Raw genomic sequence first — 16,274 nt, forward strand, 5'->3', positions numbered from 1 at the left:
TAATGGTCGGTCTGCACGAAGCAGAGTGGTAACGATCCTAGGCGACCGTATTCACGGGTTCGCCGACCGTCGTCGAACACGGGCGCTCGCGTAGAGGCACAGTGCCGCGGCGGTCGCCAGGTTCAGACTCTCCGCCCGACCGTGGATGGGAATTCTGATCCGGTGATCGGCAGCTTGGGCAACGGGGAGGGACAAACCGTGGGCCTCGTTGCCGAACAACCACGCAGTCGGCTGCTGGAGCAGCTCGTCTGCGTCGTCCAAGTCGACTTCGCCGTCGGCGGCAGTCGCCACGACCGTCAGGCCGGCACGGCGCAGTGCGTCGATACCGTCTTCGATCGAGCGCTCCCGCGCAATGGGAAGATGGAAGACGCTGCCGGCCGAGGCCCGCACGCATTTGCCGTTGTGCGGGTCGACGGAGTCGCCGAGCAGGACCACCGAATCGGCCCCGGCGGCATCGGCAACACGAATGATCGTGCCGGCATTACCCGGCTCGGCCATTTGCACCGGAACGGCCACCAGCCGCGGTGTTCCTGCCAACGCACGGTCGATCGGGACGTCGACCAACTCGGTGACTGCGATCAGACCCTGCGGGGTGACGGTGTCCGACAATGCCTTCGCGGCACGATCGGTGATCGGAAACACCCGTGCGCCACCGGCCTCGATGGAGGCGATGAGGCTCTCGTGTCGGTCGAGGGCATCCGCGGTGAAGAACAGCTCGCGGACCGAACCGAACCGAGCAGCCTCGGACACAGCGTTGAAGCCCTCGGCAAGGAACAGTCCCGTCTTCTTGCGCTCTGCAGCGCGAGCGAGCTTGACGGCCGAAACGACCCGCGGAGTTCGCTCGGTCAGCGAATCCACGGGTCGTTTCGGAGTTGAATCGTCGTGCGGCGACTCGCTCAGGCTGCTTCTCCAGCAGGAGCGTTGACATCGGCAGGCAATGCAGCCTTGGCGATGGCGACCAAGCCGGCGAATGCCTCGGCATCGGACACAGCGAGCTCGGCGAGGATCTTGCGGTCCACCTCGACGCCCGCGGCCTTCAGGCCCTGGACGAAGCGGTTGTAGGTGATGTCGTTGGCCCGCGCTGCAGCGTTGATACGCGTGATCCACAGCTTGCGGAAGTCACCCTTGCGCGCGCGGCGGTCCCGGTACGCGTAGGTGAGCGAGTGGAGCTGCTGCTCCTTGGCCTTGGTGTACAGACGTGAGCGCTGTCCGCGGTAGCCCTTGGACGCTTCGAGAATCGAACGGCGCTTCTTCTGGGCGTTGACGGCCCTTTTTACGCGTGCCACTGGTGAATCCTGTCGATCTGGGGGCGTGTGAAACCCCGAATGGTAATGGGATGAAGCCGACCGAAATCAGTCGGCGGCGAGCCGGATCAGATGCCGAGCAGGCGCTTGATCCGAGGCACGTCGGCCTTCTTGACAACGGCGACACCATCGAGGCGACGAGTCACCTTGGTGGGCTTGTGCTCGAGCAGGTGGCGACGGCCGGCCTTCTGGCGCAGGATCTTGCCGCTGCCGGACACCTTGAATCGCTTCTTGGCACCACTGTGCGTCTTCTGCTTGGGCATGAAATCCTCTGTTCTGTATTAGCTCTTCGGTGGTGCATGGCACAGCCACGCAGCGCCTCGGAACGGACTGCGCACCGAGGCGGGTGCGGGACTGTCTTACTGGTAGAGCGCGAAGCTCAGTTGGTCTGAGCCGGAGTAGCCGGAGCTGCTGCGGCCGGTGCCTCGGCAGCCGGAGCTGCTGCGGCGGGCTGTTCCGGCGCGGGGGCCGGTGCGCGTTGCGCAGGCGGCGCGGCAGCGCTTTCCTGAGCCTTCACGCGAGTCTTGGCACCCTTGTGCGGAGCCAGGACCATGGTCATGTTGCGGCCGTCCTGCTTGGCCGACGTTTCCACGAAACCGAGTTCCGCGACGTCGGCACCCAGGCGCTGCAACAAACGGAAACCCAGCTCGGGGCGCGACTGCTCGCGACCACGGAACATGATGGTGACCTTGACCTTCGAGCCGGCTTCGAGGAAGCGAACCACGTTGCGCTTCTTGGTCTCGTAGTCGTGCGCGTCGATCTTGGGGCGGAGCTTCTGCTCCTTGATGACGGTGAGCGTCTGGTTCTTGCGCGATTCGCGCGCCTTCTGCGCAGCCTCGTACTTGAACTTCCCGTAGTCCATGATCTTGCAGACCGGCGGACGTGCGTCGGGAGCTACTTCGACAAGATCGAGGTCGGCTTCGAGAGCCAAGCGGAGTGCATCTTCAACACGCACGATCCCCACCTGTTCACCGCCTGGTCCGACAAGACGGACCTCGGGAACTCGGATGCGATCGTTGATGCGGGTCTCAGTGCTGATGGGGCCTCCTAGGTAGTGCGGTGTGGTGTGTAACCCGACCGCCTGCCACTTACACAGCCCGTCGCCCTCGAACCTCGACATCACGCTCGGCGAACCAACACCGAAAACGAAAAAACCCTGCAGCCGGTCTGTACCGACAGCAGGGCCCGATGTCGACCGGTCGATCCGTACGACATAGCGCGTCGTACAGTCTCCTCACGAGGAGGAAGCACTGGGGAATCCCGATTGGGAGACCTTCGTGCGACCGGACCGGAAGCGATCCATTCGGATCACATACCGGTGGGAGTCGGGCTCCACTTGCTGCCTCCATGCGGTGAACTCCATCGAGGAGCGCACGCCGAAGACGGTCGTCGAGTCAGACTACCAGCAGAATGCCGAAACCGACAATCGCACCGGTCGATGAAGCCGAGTCGACACCCGATCCGACCGACGGCACCCGCGGCGTGGGATTCTCGTAGGTATGACCAGTTCATCCACGCCCGCCGATCCCGCAGGCACCGACCCCACCGGTATCGAGCAAGAAGTCCGGGAACTCGCCGAGGTTCCCGCGGTCGAGGTCATCAGCCGTGCAGCGGTGATGCTGATGAGTTCCGCGGCCGAGAAGCTGGGTCTGTCCGAGCCCGATCCCGCGGAGAGCCCCTACCTCGATCTCGACGAGGCCCGACGCGTCATCACCGCACTCGCCGGCTTGGTCACCGCGTCGGTCGAGTACCTCGGTCCCCACGCTGGACCGATTCGCGACGGCCTCCAGGCACTGCAACGCGCGTTCCGGGAAGCCTCGGCACACCCGGACGAGCCAGGACTCGGCCCCGGTGAGAAGTACACCGGCCCGGTGCACTGAACGAGCGCACCCCACCCCACCCACAGACGACGAAGCCGCATCCGGATTGCCGGATGCGGCTTCGTCGTCGACGTGTTCGCGTCAGACCGCAGCGACCTTACGAGCCCGACGCTTCTTCGGGGCCGCCTTCGGCGTGGACGCCACTACCTCGCGGGAGAGCGCCTCCTGCAGGAATTTTCCGGTGTAGCTTTCGGGCACCGCTGCTACGGCTTCCGGATTACCCTGCGCCACAACCGTTCCGCCGCCCGAACCACCTTCGGGCCCCATGTCGATGACCCAGTCGGAGACCTTGATGACATCGAGATTGTGCTCGATGACAATCACGGTGTTCCCCTTGTCGACGAGTCCGTTCACGACTCCGAGCAACTTCCGGATGTCCTCGAAATGCAGGCCCGTGGTCGGCTCGTCGAGAATGTAGACGGTGCGGCCGGTCGATCGCTTCTGCAACTCGGCTGCGAGTTTCACACGCTGAGCTTCGCCGCCGGACAGTGTCGTCGCCGGTTGCCCCAGGCGGACGTAACCGAGGCCGACCTCGACGAGTGTCTTGAGGTACCGGTGAATCGACGTGATGGCCTCGAAGAAGTCGGCAGCCTCCTCGATCGGCATGTCCAGGACCTCGGCGATGGTCTTGCCCTTGTAGTGCACTTCGAGCGTCTCGCGGTTGTAGCGAGCGCCTTCGCACACCTCGCAGGGGACGTAGACGTCGGGCAGGAAGTTCATCTCGATCTTCAACGTGCCGTCTCCCGAGCATGCCTCGCACCGACCGCCCTTGACGTTGAACGAGAATCGCCCGGGCTGATACCCACGAACCTTGGCCTCGGTGGTGGCCGCGAACAACGTACGGATCTTGTCGAACACCCCGGTGTACGTCGCGGCGTTGGACCGGGGCGTGCGGCCGATCGGTGACTGGTCGACGCGAACCAGCTTGTCCAGTTGGTCGAGACCGTTGATCCGGGTGTGCCGACCGGGAACCTGCCGGGCACCGTTGAGCTTGTTGGCCATCACGGTCGCAAGGATGTCGTTGACCAGAGTCGACTTGCCCGAGCCGGAGACACCGGTGACCGACGTCAGAACACCGAGGGGGAAGCTGACGTCGATTCCCTGGAGGTTGTGTTCACGGGCACCCACGACGGTGACCTGTCGCTTCTTGTCGACCACCCGGCGGGTGTCCGGCAACGGGATCTCCATGCGACCCGACAGATACGCACCCGTGAGCGATTCGTCGTTGGTCAGCAGGTCCGCGTAGGAACCGCTGTGCACGACGCGTCCGCCGTGCTCACCGGCCAGCGGTCCGATATCGACGACCCAGTCCGAGGTACGGATGGTGTCCTCGTCGTGCTCGACGACGATCAACGTGTTGCCGAGATCGCGCAGTCGCGTCAGCGTGTCGATGAGCCGGCGGTTGTCCCGTTGATGCAGTCCGATGGACGGCTCGTCCAGTACGTAGAGCACGCCGACGAGGCCGGAGCCGATCTGCGTGGCGAGCCGGATACGTTGGGCCTCGCCGCCGGACAGCGAGCCCGCGGTGCGCGCCAACGACAGGTATTCGAGACCCACGTCCAGCAGGAAGCCGAGTCGAGCCTGCACCTCCTTGAGGACCTGGCCCGCGATCGCTTCCTCGCGTCGCCCCAGAGTGAGGCTGTTGAGGAAGTCGGCCGTGTCGGCGATGGACAGTTCACACACCTCGGCGATCGACTTCGGCCCGAAATCACCCGCCGCGATGGTGACCGACAGAATTTCCGGACGCAGCCTGGCTCCGTTGCAGGTAGGACACGGAACGTCGCGCATGTAGCCGTCGTAGCGTTCCTTCATCTGTTCGGATTCGGTCTGCTCGAGGCGGCGGTGCAGGAAGGGCATGACGCCCTCGAACTCGGCGTAGTACGACCGGGTGCGGCCGTACCGGTTCTTGTACTTCACGTGCACCTGGTGGTCGCTGCCCTCCAGGACAGCTCGCTTGACCTTCGCCGGCAGCTTGTTCCACGGAGCGTGCAGATCGAAGCCCATGGCGTCGGCGAGTCCGGACAGCAAGCGACCGAAGTACTCCGACGTCTGGCCCATCGACCAGGGCGCGATGGCACCGTCGGCCAGACTCAGATCACCGTCGGGCACCACCAGCTCGGGATCGACCTCCTTGCGCACGCCGAGCCCGACACAGTCGGGGCAGGCGCCGTAAGGCGAGTTGAACGAGAACGATCGCGGTTCGAGGTCGTCGATGGACAGCGGGTGGCCGTTGGGGCACGCGAGCTTCTCCGAGAAACGACGCTCCCGATCGGGGGCGTTCTCCTCACGGTCGACGAAGTCGAGAACCACGATGCCGTCCGCGAGCCGCAGTGCGGTCTCCACCGAGTCGGTGAGCCGCTGCTTCGAGCTGGACTTGACCGTGAGTCGGTCGACGACGACCTCGATGTCGTGCTTTTCCTGCTTCTTCAACACCGGCGGGCTGCTGAGCTGGTGGACGACACCGTCGACGCGCACACGTGAGTAGCCCTGAGTGTTGAGCGAGTCGAACAGGTCGACGAACTCGCCCTTACGGGTTCGGACCACCGGCGCGAGGACCTGGAATTTGAGGCCCTCCTCCATGTCGAGAACCTGATCGACGATCTGCTGTGGGGTCTGCTTGGCGATCTGCTCGCCGCACACCGGGCAGTGCGCAGTGCCCGCCCTGGCGTAGAGCAACCGTAGGTAGTCGTAGACCTCGGTGATGGTGCCCACGGTGGAGCGTGGGTTGCGGTTGGTCGACTTCTGGTCGATCGAGACCGCGGGCGACAGGCCTTCGATGAAGTCGACATCGGGCTTGTCCATCTGCCCGAGGAACTGCCGTGCGTATGCGGACAGCGACTCCACGTAACGACGCTGGCCTTCGGCGAAGATCGTGTCGAAGGCGAGAGACGACTTGCCCGAACCGGACAAACCGGTGAACACGATCAGCGCGTCCCGGGGCAGGTCGATATCGACCCCCCTCAAGTTGTGCTCCCGTGCACCTCGCACTATCAGGCGATCCGCCACTGTGTTCCCTTCTTTTCTCACGAGCACGTCGAGCCGTGTTGCTGCTCGACGCAGCATTGTCCGACGTCGAGTCGATGATGACGCGTGGTGCCGATGCACCGATCACACGCCGTGTAGCCGAGGACTCCACGTCGAAAACCTGTCGAGGTGAGGGACGAACCTCACCTCATAGCAATGGTAGGTCCAGGTACCGACACACTTTTCCACGAGCGTGACCCCGGCGCTCCCGTCGTTGCTGCCGACGGTAGCGTCCTCGAAATGGACGAGCACCTCATGGTCATCGACGACAATTACACCGGCGTCGTTGCACAGGGTTCACCCCCGCAGCGGCGGACGATCCCCGGAGCCACGATCACCAAGATGTCGGTCGGCCCCATGGACAACAACACCTACCTGGTCGTCTGTTCCGCAACGGGCCATTCTCTGCTGATAGACGCCGCCAACGAGGCCGACCGCATCTCACTGCTTCTCGACGAGAACGCACCGACGCTGTCTCTGATCGTGACCACGCATCAGCATGCCGACCACTGGCAGGCGCTGGCCGATATCGCCGGTGGCACCGACTCCCCCACCGCGGCCCACGAGCTGGACGCAGAACCGCTGCCGGTAGCTCCGGACCGTCTTCTTGCCGACCACGACACGGTGTCGGTGGGCGAGCTCACGTTCGATGTGGTGCATCTGACCGGTCACACTCCGGGCTCGATAGCACTCGCGCTGACCGACGCCGAGGGCAAGACGACGCACCTCTTCACCGGTGATTCCCTGTTCCCCGGCGGCGTCGGCAAAACCAACGGCCCCGAGGACTTCACCCACCTGCTCGACGACGTGAGCGCCAAATTGTTCGACCGTTTCGCCGACGACACCGTCGTCTACCCCGGGCACGGCAAGGACACCACCCTCGGTGACGAGCGGCCGCACCTGGCGGAGTGGCGCGAACGCGGCTGGTGACGCCGCACGTGCTTGAGACCGTGAAACACGGGGTATGAAGAGTGTGACAAAAGTGCACGCACCGGTGATTTCGAACTACTTTCGGTGCGAGTCCGCACGTACAACCGCCATGACACGAGAAACTACGCAGGAGGCTGTCAATGCTGGTCCGCCGTATCGCCCGTCCGCTGATGTCTACGATTTTCATCTCCGGGGGCGTCGATGCACTTCGTAATCCCGCCGGCAGGGCGAAGGCAGCCGCTCCGTTGATCGAGCAGAGCAAGGATGCTCTGCCCAACGAGGTCACCGCGAACGTGCCGACCGATCCCGAGACGTTGGTTCGGATCAACGGCGGAATCCAGGTCGCCGGCGGCATTCTGTTGGCCACCGGCAAGGCACCGCGTATCGCATCGCTCGCTCTGGCTGGAAGCCTCGTTCCGACGACGCTGGCCGGACACGCGTTCTGGAACGAAACCGACCCGGAGACCAAGGCTGCGCAACGCATCCACTTCTTCAAGAACCTCAGCCTCCTCGGCGGACTGCTGATCGCGGCCGTCGACACCGAGGGCAAGCCCTCCGTCGCGTGGCGCAGCAAGCGGGCGGCACGCCGCGCACAGGAATCTGTGGTCTCTGCGCTGCCCGGTCACACCACTCACGACACCGGGGAACGCGTCAAGGAAATTGCCTCTATCGCAGCGAGCCGCGGTGCCGATCTGGCCGACGCCGCACAACCGAAGCTGGCCAAGCTCGCCGACGCCGCACAGCCGAAGCTGGCCAAGTTCGCCGACATCGCCGGCGAGAAGGGCTCGGAGCTGGCAGAGGTCGCGCAGCCCGCTCTGAACCGGTGGGCTCACATCGCCGCCGACAAGGGTTCGGAGCTGGCCGAAGAAGCCCAGAAGCGTGGCTCGAAGCTGGCCGAGCTTGCTGCCGACCGCGGAAGCGATCTGGCCGAAGAAGCGCAGAAGCGTGGCTCGAAGCTCGCCGACAAGGCCGCGCACCGCAGCTCGGATTGGGCCGAACTCGCTCAGAAGCGGGGCTCGAAGTTGGTCGACGTCGCTGCCGACCGTCGCAGTGAACTGGCCGAGGTGGCACAGAAGCGCGGAGCGAAGCTCGCCGATCTCGCTGCCGAGAAGGGATCCGTTCTGGCCGAAGAGGCTCAGAAGCGCGGTGCCACGTGGGCCGACATCGCGTCGGATCGGGTAGACACGCTCGGCAAGCGCGCTCGTAAGCGGGCCGAGAAGCAGAACAAGGAACTCGAGAAGGCAACCGAGCAGGCTCGGGCCAAGCTCGAGAAGCGAGTTGCCAAGGCGCAGAAGAACTTGGACAAGAAGCTCCAGCAGTACGCGAAGTAGGTCTACCCACGACGCTCGGCGTCGTTCGCGCGCACGGCCCTGTCCCAGAACTCGCGGTTCTGCGGCAGGGCCGTTCTGCGGCGTAGACTGCTCTGGCTGATTTCGAGGCGATATCGTCGCCTCGGCCGAACTCCCGAGGAGAACCTTTGCCGGACGACGGCCACACATCGAACGATCCCGGTGCACCCATCGAGGAAGACCTCGAACAGGCGCACCTGACGCGGTTGTACACGCAGCTCGATTCGCTGCGCGAGTATGCAGCAAACCGACTTCGCGCCGTGCTGCTCGAGACCGGCGGAACACCGCAGGCCCGAAGCGAGCGCGAATCCTTCAACCAGATGTACACCGAGGACATCGCCAAGTACGACGCAGCCGAGAACGGGCTCTGCTTCGGACGCATCGACCTCGACCCGGACACCCTCGATCCGAAAGTCGACGACCGCCCCGAGCGTTACATCGGCCGTGTCGGCATCCTCGACGACAAGAACGATTACGAGACACTACTGCTGGACTGGCGAGCCCCCATGGCCCGTCCGTTCTATCTGGCGACACCGGCAGCCCCCGAAAACGTGTTGCGCCGCAGGCATATTCGTACCCGCGGACGCAAGGTGACCGCCATCGCCGACGAATTCCTGGACCTCGAGTCCGCGCAGTCGTCGAACGATGCGGCTGTCGCGGGTGGCGTCGCCAGTGAGGGTGCGCTGCTGTCCGCGCTCGATGCGGCGCGAACCGGTCAGATGAACGACATCGTCGAAACGATCCAGAGCGAGCAGGACGCGATCATCCGCTCACAGCATCGCAGTGTGCTGGTGGTGCAGGGCGGACCGGGCACCGGCAAGACGGCCGTGGCACTGCACCGAGCAGCGTATCTGCTGTACACGTACCGTCAACAGCTCGGCAAGAGCGGTGTCCTGATCATCGGGCCCAACGCCACGTTCCTCGACTACATCGGCCAGGTGCTGCCGTCGCTGGGCGAAACCGGGGTACTGCTGTCGACGATCGGCGATCTGTACCCCGGAGTCCGTGCGCAGCGCGAGGATTCGGCTCTGGCCACCGAGGTCAAGGGCAGACTGTCGATGGTCGACGTACTGACGCAGGCGGTGCGTGATCGCCAGGAGGTGCCCGCACAGCCGCGCCGGCTGAAATTCGACACCTACGACATCACCCTCGATCGAAAGATAGTCACGCGTGCCCGCGGCCGCGCCCGGTCCTCCCGGCGACCACACAACTTGGCTCGGCCTCTGTTCGTGTCCTCGGTCATCGACCAGTTGGCCAATCAGCTGGCCGCGAAACTCGGCCAGAACGTGGTGGACGGATCGAGCTTGCTCAGCGCCGACGACATTGCGGACATGCGGGACGAGATGCGCGAGGACCACGACGTGATGGCTGCGATAGACGAGTTGTGGCCGGATCTGTCGCCCCAGCAGGTTCTTCGAGACCTGTTCGCATCGCCGGAGAAAATCGCATCGGCCGCACCTGCGCTCGACGAGTCGGAGCGCGAGTCGCTGCTGCGCCGCGGCCACGGCTTCTCGTCCGCGGATGCCCCGCTGCTCGACGAGCTCGCCGAGCTGCTCGGCGTCGACGATGCTGCCGAACGTGAACAGGCTCAGCGTCAATGGCGTGGCCAGATCGCCGATGCCCAGGGCGCACTGGACATCCTGACCGGGTCTGCTCCACAGGACCTCGAGGACGAACTGGACCCGGAGATTCTGATGGCGTACGACCTGATCGACGCCGATCAGCTTGCGCGACGCCAGAATTCGGGTCAGCGACTCACCACCGCCGAACGCGCCGCCGGCGACCGTACCTGGACCTACGGGCACGTGATCGTGGACGAGGCACAAGAGCTGTCGGCGATGGCATGGCGAATGGTGATGCGGCGCATCCCCAATCGGTGGATGACACTGGTGGGTGACACCGCGCAGACCGGTGATCCGGCCGGAACCTCGTCCTGGGGATCGGTGCTCGAACCTTATGTGGCTCAACGCTGGAAGCTCACCGAACTGACGGTCAACTACCGAACGCCGTCGGAGATCATGACGGTGGCGCACGACGTGCTCGCGGCGATCGATCCGGAGCAGTCCGAACCGCGATCCATTCGCAGCACCGGCGTCGAGCCGTGGGCTCAACGCGTAGCCGCAGCAGATCTGGTGACGACGGTCGAGAAGCGAGTGGCCGACCACCCTCGTCCCGGCCTGAGCGCAGTGCTCGTTCCCTCCGAACTCGTCTCCCAACTGCAGCACCTGGCGTCGGATGTGGTGACCGTGTCGACGGTCAAGGACGCAAAAGGGCTCGAGTTCGACTCGGTGCTCATCGTCGAGCCGAGCGCGATCGTTGCGGAGTCCGTCAAGGGTATGAACGACCTCTACGTGGCCCTGACCCGAGCAACCCAGCGACTCGGCGTCGTCCATGTGGATCCTCTGCCCCAGGAGCTCGGGGCCCTGCAGCCCTCCGACGCCGAGGTCTGACGAGAACGGTCCGACGAGAACAATCGGCCCGCCCCGTCATCGTCGACGGGGCGGGCCGATTGTCGTACTACGAAAAAATCAGCGGACGGTATGGACGATCAGCACGTCACAGGTCGACTTGCGGGCCGCGTCGGACGGAACCGAACCGAGCAAGCGACCGGTCAGCGAGTTCAGCCCACGGTTGCCGACGACGAGTAGATCGCCCTTGACCTCGTCCACGAGTGCCAGGAGGGACTCGACGGGCGCTCCGACGATCGGCTTCTCCTCGATGTTCTTCGCGCCGGCCTTGGTGGCGTGCTCTCGGGCGGTGCGCAGGATTTCGCGCGTCGGTGCCGAACCGGTGATCTGGTAGGCGTCCTCGCGGAGTGCGTCGGCGGCGGCAGAGGTATCTTTCGGATCGGCCGGGTAGTAAGCACACGCGATCACCAGGGTGGCATCGGCATCTCCCGCCAGAGCCGCGGCCTTCTCCACTGCCCGCAGTGACGATTCGGAGCCATCGGTTCCGACGACGACGGTGCGGTAGGCGCTCATTCATTCCTCCATTGGTCGGTCACACACAGATGTGACACTTCTGGTCGAACTGGATTGGTGCAAGTCACAGGACCGAAAGACGTGGTCCGGGGACTGATGCGCTGACAGTAGCCGGAAGTCGACGATCGGCACGTGAACTTGGGGAACAACACGATCCGCGCCACTCACATACATTGGTTTGCATGCCGATCCCCCGCCCGCCGTTGTCGAGACGGGCCCTCGCTCTCGGTGCCGTCGCGATCTCGATCGTGATCGTGGCCGCCCTCGCATTCGCATTCCTCCCCCAGGGACGCGAAGCCGACACTGCTACGCGTGACGCGCGCATCACGCTACCGGACAGCCCCGGTTCGACGGAGACCGTCGACCTCGACACCCGGCTCTACATTCCCGAGTCCACCCCCGCTCCGGCTGTGTTGCTCGCGCACGGCTTCGGCGGCAGCAAGGACTCGGTCGACGGCGAAGCTCGTGATCTCGCCGCGCGCGGATACGTGGTTCTCGCCTACACCGCACGCGGCTTCGGTGACAGCACGGGTTCGATCTCCATCAACGACCCCGATCGCGAGGTCGCCGATGCCCGCGGCCTGATCGACTGGCTGGCCGAACAGCCCGAAGTACAGCTCGACGCTCCTGGTGATCCCCACGTCGGCGTGGCAGGCGGATCGTACGGCGGGGCACTGGCCCTCAGCGCAGGCGGAACAGACCCCCGCGTGGACTCGGTGGCCGCTGCCATCACCTGGAACGACCTGGGCCAGGCCCTGTTCCCCAACTTCGGCGTCACCTCGTCCGCAGGTCGAGAAGCGCTCGGAAACATCGACTCCCCGGCCGGTGCCGAATACGGCGGACCCGGCGTCCTCAAACGTGGATGGGCCGGGGTCTTCTTCGGAGCGGGTGCCTCCAGCGCTGCGCCCGGTAGTGCCGGGGACGGTAACCGTGGCGGTGGCGGTGGCGCATCCGCGTGCGGCAGATTCGCCCAGGAATTCTGCGACGCCTACGCACAATCCGCAGTGACCGGCATTCCCAGCCAGCCACTACTCGATCTGTTGACTGCCCACTCGCCCGTCGCGGTGGCGTCGAACATCACGGCTCCGACGCTTCTCCTACAGGGCACCCAGGACACTCTGTTCGGTCTCGACCAGGCCGACGCGACGGCTCGGCAGATCGCAGCCGCAGGCGGTGACGTGACCGTTCGGTGGTTCGACGGTGGGCACGATGCCGGTGGAACGAACGGTGCGTCGGATCGAGCCGTCGCGGACTTCTTCGACCGGACTCTGCGCGGCACCCCCGATCCCGCGACCTCCGAGAGCGCGCCGTTCGTGTATTCGACGCAGCGCGCAGCCGATGAGCGAGGAGGAGAACGCAATCGTCGGATGACGGCTCCCGACTACCCAGGCCTGACCCCGAACTCCGAACCCACACAGACGAATACAGTGACCTTCACCCCCGCCTCGGACGACGGGACGATCATTCGTCCGCCCGGCGCGTCACCGTCCGCCATCTCGACGGTCCCCGGTCTGGGTTCGGTGTTGTCGACACTCGGATCGACCGGAGCCGGTGCAGCGCTGACTGCGGACCTTCCGGGCCAGTCCGCGATTTTCACCAGCGAGCCCGTCGACTCGTCACTGACCATCACCGGCGCGCCGAGAGTCGATCTCCGGGTGGCGTCCCTCGCCGGGCCCGGCCAGGCTGTGCTGTTCGCGAAACTGTACGACGTCGCCCCGAACGGCACACGGACCCTTCCCGGCGGCGCAGTGTCGGCCATCCGACTGCCCGACACCGGGAGCATCGATCCCGTCGACGTCACCGTCGCCCTCCCGGGAATCAGCTATACCGTCCAGCAAGGTCATCGTCTCGAACTGAGCGTCTCCACCACCGATCAGGCCTACGCCGTCCCGCTGGAGCCCGCACAGTTCAGCGTGACCATGGCGAACACGTCCGTCGCGTTGCCGACGGTTCCCGCGGTGGCGAGCGCGAACAGCACGGTACCCGTCGCTCCACTGATCGGAATCGGCGTGGTCGTCCTGGTCGTCGGATGCATCGTGGTGGCGACGATCGTGCGAACCAGACGCCGCACGGTGGCCGAGGTCGACGAGGCTTTGGTCGACACTCCCCTGGTGATCACCGACCTGGCCAAGACGTACTCGAACGGGTTCCGTGCCGTGGACGGCGTCAGCTTCGAGGTGAAACAGGGGCAGGTACTCGGACTGCTCGGACCGAACGGTGCCGGAAAGACCACCACGTTGCGCATGCTGATGGGCCTGATCACCCCCACCGGTGGCGACATCCGAGTCTTCGGTCACAAGGTCACACCCGGTGCCCCGGTGTTGTCGCGGCTCGGCTCCTTCGTCGAGGGTTCCGGGTTCCTTCCGCATCTGACCGGCACCCAGAACCTGCGGCTGTACTGGGAGGCGACAGGGCGACCGATCGAAGACGCTCACCTCGACGAGGCACTCGAGATCGCAGACCTCGGCGCAGCGATCGAACGCAAGGTCAAGTCCTACAGCCAAGGCATGCGTCAGCGCCTCGCCATTGCACAGGCCATGCTGGGTCTACCCGATCTCATGGTGTTGGACGAACCGACCAACGGCCTCGACCCGCCACAGATCCGAACCATGCGTGACGTGCTGATCAACTACGCGAAGACAGGGCGCACCGTGTTGGTCTCGAGCCACCTCCTCGCCGAAGTGGAACAGACGTGCACGCACGTCGTGGTCATGAACCGTGGCTCCGTGATCAGCTCGGGCACCGTCCGCGAGCTGACAGCGGCCGGTGGGCAGACTGAGATCAGGGTCGACGACGCCGACCGCGCCCAGTCGGTACTCGACGCCGCCGGCCATGACGGCGCGGTGATCGTCGACGACGGCACCGTGACCGTCGACCTGACCGACGCCGATTCCGCCGTCGTCATCAGAGAACTCGTTACGGCGGGGGTGTCGGTCCGCGGCTTCTCCCAGTCCACCCGACTCGAGGACGTGTTCCTCGACCTCGTTCATCGAGATACCCCAGGCACAGTCGTTCACGAGACCGACTCCAGCGAGGATCGCTCATGAGTACAACGCACGCAGACGGCCGCGCAGCGGGCTACAGCGGCGGCCGCACCCTGCCGTTTCGTACCGAACTGCGTCGACAGTTGGGCCGGCGACGCACTCAGCTCGCAATCGGTTTCCTTGCCCTGCTACCGGTGATCCTTGTCGTCGCCTTCACCGTGGGCAGCTCCAACGCCGACTCCGACGCCGGCGGGCTCATCGAGCTCGGCACGCGAGGCGGCATGAACTTCACCGTCTTCGCACTGTTCATGTCCGTCGGATTTCTGCTCATCGTCGTGGTGGCGCTGTTCTTCGGCGACTCCGTTGCGAGCGAGGCCTCGTGGTCGAGCCTGCGCTACCTGCTCGCCATCCCAGTTCCTCGAAGCCGACTGTTGACCCAGAAGGCACTCGTCTCGGCCACGCTGTCCAGCGCCGCCATTCTGGTGCTGGTCGGAGTGTCCCTACTGATCGGGACGGTGATGTACGGTGCCGAATCATTGGTCACGCCGCTGGGTGAGGGACTGTCGTACGGCACTTCCCTGGTGCGACTACTGATTGCGGTCGCCTACATCGGCGTCAATCTGCTGTGGGTGGCAGGTCTGGCGATGTTGCTGTCGGTGCTCACCGACGCCCCTCTCGGGGCCGTCGGCGGCGCGGTGATGACGTCGATTCTGATGCAGATCCTCGATCAGATCACGGCATTGGGGTCGCTGCGCAACTATCTGCCCGGGCACTACGCGAACTCGTGGATCGACGCCTTCGGCACGAACATCGACTGGAACGACATGGTGGTCGGATCGTTCTCGGCCATCACCTACGCGGCGGTCTTCGGGCTGATCGCGTGGAGACGATTCGCCACCAAGGACATCACCAGCTGAGGCGGCCTACTTCTTTTTGATCGCTGGCCCGAAGACGCCCTCGGGAATGGTGCCCTGGCCGACGATCGACTCACGCCACGGCGTCGCGAGCGAAACCAGCCGAGCTGCACCGTCCTCGCCGAGGGCGGCCCACGGCGCGACGGCGAGGTCGTTGGTGATGTCCTCGACCAACGTGCGGAGATCTTTCCCGTCCTGCGTCAAAGCGCCGTCGGCCGTCAACAATTCACGATCGGCCAAGGACGCCACGGCTCCGTTCCACTGCTCGGTCGACCATCCACGACGCTTGCGCGCGAATTCCTTCTCGAAGCCGTACCCGGTGGCGGTGTGGGTGATCAGCGCGTCCAGGCCGTTCAACCCCGCCGTCTGCAGCGCGGCAATGTGGCCGTCACCGCGGTATTCGCGGATCAGGGTGAGAGCGTGCCACAACACGAGGTGCGGCGCTTGCGGCCAGTCGAGTTCGGCGTAGGCGGCGTACAGCGGCCGACCGTCGTCTCCTGGGATTCCACGCGCAGCGATCGATGCGAGGTCGGCAGCTTCGGCCATATCCGGGGACGCCAACGTCTCGGAGCCCAACAGACGCTCGAATGCGGTGTCGAGTGTGGCGTAACGGATTGCCATGATCTCGTCGGGAGAGGCGATGGCCCAGGCTGCCGGAATCAGCGGGCTGATCAGATCGCGGTTGAAGTTGTAGAACGTGGCTGTCACGACACCTGCACCGACCGGCCCGAGAGGTGCTGCACGACCGGCGAAATAGCAGGCCCGTGGCGGTAACCCAGCAGCAACGAGAGCGTCCTGCGTTTCCGGCAGGAAGTAGGTCATCGAGTGGATCAGTTCGAGTGCACGAGAGGTGCGGCCGGCGGTGGTTGCGTCCATCACTGAACCGTAACCGAACCATTTCGGATCGT

Annotated in this window: 13 protein-coding genes; 6 read left to right on the forward strand and 7 right to left on the reverse strand. The window is 64.9% G+C overall.

The annotated features are described in order from the left end of the window. Positions 1-51: 51 nt before the first annotated feature. The 4 genes from J2X62_RS10940 to infC all read right to left on the reverse strand — a co-directional run bounded on the left by J2X62_RS10940 (position 52) and on the right by infC (position 2,424). A complete protein-coding gene (locus J2X62_RS10940; RefSeq protein WP_027497241.1) occupies positions 52-858 on the reverse strand; it encodes an RNA methyltransferase in 807 nt (268 codons plus the stop codon). A 38-nt stretch (positions 859-896) separates the two neighbouring features. Further along, complete coding sequence (rplT, locus tag J2X62_RS10945; RefSeq protein ID WP_008715924.1) at positions 897-1,286, reverse strand: 50S ribosomal protein L20; 390 nt, start codon at positions 1,284-1,286, stop codon at positions 897-899. Between the two features lie 86 nt (positions 1,287-1,372). Continuing rightward, positions 1,373-1,567, reverse strand: a complete 195-nt coding sequence (rpmI, locus tag J2X62_RS10950) for a 50S ribosomal protein L35 (RefSeq protein ID WP_008715923.1) — start codon at positions 1,565-1,567, stop codon at positions 1,373-1,375. 116 nt (positions 1,568-1,683) lie between these two features. Beyond that, positions 1,684-2,424: a translation initiation factor IF-3 gene (gene infC, locus J2X62_RS10955; protein WP_045841242.1), complete on the reverse strand. Its 741-nt coding sequence runs from the start codon at positions 2,422-2,424 to the stop codon at positions 1,684-1,686. 379 nt (positions 2,425-2,803) lie between these two features. Between infC and J2X62_RS10960 the strand changes: the two genes are divergently transcribed. Next, on the forward strand, positions 2,804-3,184 hold the full coding sequence (locus tag J2X62_RS10960) for a DUF1844 domain-containing protein (protein ID WP_027497243.1): 381 nt from the start codon (positions 2,804-2,806) through the stop codon (positions 3,182-3,184). 81 nt (positions 3,185-3,265) lie between these two features. Here J2X62_RS10960 and uvrA read toward each other — a convergent pair whose 3' ends face one another. Then, the gene (uvrA, locus tag J2X62_RS10965; RefSeq protein ID WP_032374518.1) at positions 3,266-6,190 is read right to left on the reverse strand and encodes an excinuclease ABC subunit UvrA; all 2,925 of its coding nucleotides are present in this window, start codon (positions 6,188-6,190) and stop codon (positions 3,266-3,268) included. A gap of 258 nt (positions 6,191-6,448) precedes the next feature. On the opposite strand from uvrA, the gene J2X62_RS10970 reads away from it, so the two are divergent. The 3 genes from J2X62_RS10970 to J2X62_RS10980 all read left to right on the forward strand — a co-directional run bounded on the left by J2X62_RS10970 (position 6,449) and on the right by J2X62_RS10980 (position 10,937). Beyond that, complete coding sequence (locus tag J2X62_RS10970; protein ID WP_032391115.1) at positions 6,449-7,138, forward strand: MBL fold metallo-hydrolase; 690 nt, start codon at positions 6,449-6,451, stop codon at positions 7,136-7,138. 140 nt (positions 7,139-7,278) lie between these two features. After that, complete coding sequence (locus J2X62_RS10975) at positions 7,279-8,469, forward strand: DoxX family protein (RefSeq protein ID WP_027497246.1); 1,191 nt, start codon at positions 7,279-7,281, stop codon at positions 8,467-8,469. A 146-nt stretch (positions 8,470-8,615) separates the two neighbouring features. Continuing rightward, positions 8,616-10,937 carry an ATP-binding domain-containing protein gene (locus J2X62_RS10980; RefSeq protein ID WP_032365522.1) on the forward strand — a complete coding sequence of 774 codons (2,322 nt, stop codon included), beginning with the start codon at positions 8,616-8,618 and terminating at the stop codon, positions 10,935-10,937. 78 nt (positions 10,938-11,015) lie between these two features. Here the strand turns inward: J2X62_RS10980 and J2X62_RS10985 are convergent, their stop codons facing one another. Then, positions 11,016-11,468 (reverse strand): universal stress protein, encoded by a 453-nt coding sequence (locus tag J2X62_RS10985; RefSeq protein ID WP_008715916.1) that lies wholly within the window; start codon positions 11,466-11,468, stop codon positions 11,016-11,018. 182 nt (positions 11,469-11,650) lie between these two features. On the opposite strand from J2X62_RS10985, the gene J2X62_RS10990 reads away from it, so the two are divergent. After that, positions 11,651-14,515: an alpha/beta fold hydrolase gene (locus J2X62_RS10990; RefSeq protein WP_222099413.1), complete on the forward strand. Its 2,865-nt coding sequence runs from the start codon at positions 11,651-11,653 to the stop codon at positions 14,513-14,515. Continuing rightward, on the forward strand, positions 14,512-15,369 hold the full coding sequence (locus J2X62_RS10995) for an ABC transporter permease (protein ID WP_032391043.1): 858 nt from the start codon (positions 14,512-14,514) through the stop codon (positions 15,367-15,369). The genes J2X62_RS10990 and J2X62_RS10995 overlap by 4 nt, the downstream gene beginning before the upstream one ends. A gap of 6 nt (positions 15,370-15,375) precedes the next feature. Here J2X62_RS10995 and J2X62_RS11000 read toward each other — a convergent pair whose 3' ends face one another. After that, positions 15,376-16,242, reverse strand: a complete 867-nt coding sequence (locus tag J2X62_RS11000; RefSeq protein WP_032365526.1) for an SCO6745 family protein — start codon at positions 16,240-16,242, stop codon at positions 15,376-15,378. Positions 16,243-16,274: the final 32 nt, after the last annotated feature.

Source organism: Rhodococcus sp. 3258, from assembly GCF_031456475.1.
In the GTDB taxonomy this organism is placed as follows: domain Bacteria; phylum Actinomycetota; class Actinomycetes; order Mycobacteriales; family Mycobacteriaceae; genus Rhodococcoides; species Rhodococcoides fascians.

What these genes read in the sequence shown, in the direction of transcription:
- rpmI (WP_008715923.1), bottom strand. Translation starts at nt 1,567, where the DNA reads ATGCCCAAGCAGAAGACGCACAGTGGTGCCAAGAAGCGATTCAAGGTG.
- J2X62_RS11000 (WP_032365526.1), bottom strand. Translation starts at nt 16,242, where the DNA reads ATGGACGCAACCACCGCCGGCCGCACCTCTCGTGCACTCGAACTGATC.
- J2X62_RS10995 (WP_032391043.1), top strand. Translation starts at nt 14,512, where the DNA reads ATGAGTACAACGCACGCAGACGGCCGCGCAGCGGGCTACAGCGGCGGC.
- infC (WP_045841242.1), bottom strand. Translation starts at nt 2,424, where the DNA reads ATGTCGAGGTTCGAGGGCGACGGGCTGTGTAAGTGGCAGGCGGTCGGG.
- J2X62_RS10975 (WP_027497246.1), top strand. Translation starts at nt 7,279, where the DNA reads ATGCTGGTCCGCCGTATCGCCCGTCCGCTGATGTCTACGATTTTCATC.
- J2X62_RS10990 (WP_222099413.1), top strand. Translation starts at nt 11,651, where the DNA reads ATGCCGATCCCCCGCCCGCCGTTGTCGAGACGGGCCCTCGCTCTCGGT.
- J2X62_RS10960 (WP_027497243.1), top strand. Translation starts at nt 2,804, where the DNA reads ATGACCAGTTCATCCACGCCCGCCGATCCCGCAGGCACCGACCCCACC.
- J2X62_RS10985 (WP_008715916.1), bottom strand. Translation starts at nt 11,468, where the DNA reads ATGAGCGCCTACCGCACCGTCGTCGTCGGAACCGATGGCTCCGAATCG.
- J2X62_RS10970 (WP_032391115.1), top strand. Translation starts at nt 6,449, where the DNA reads ATGGACGAGCACCTCATGGTCATCGACGACAATTACACCGGCGTCGTT.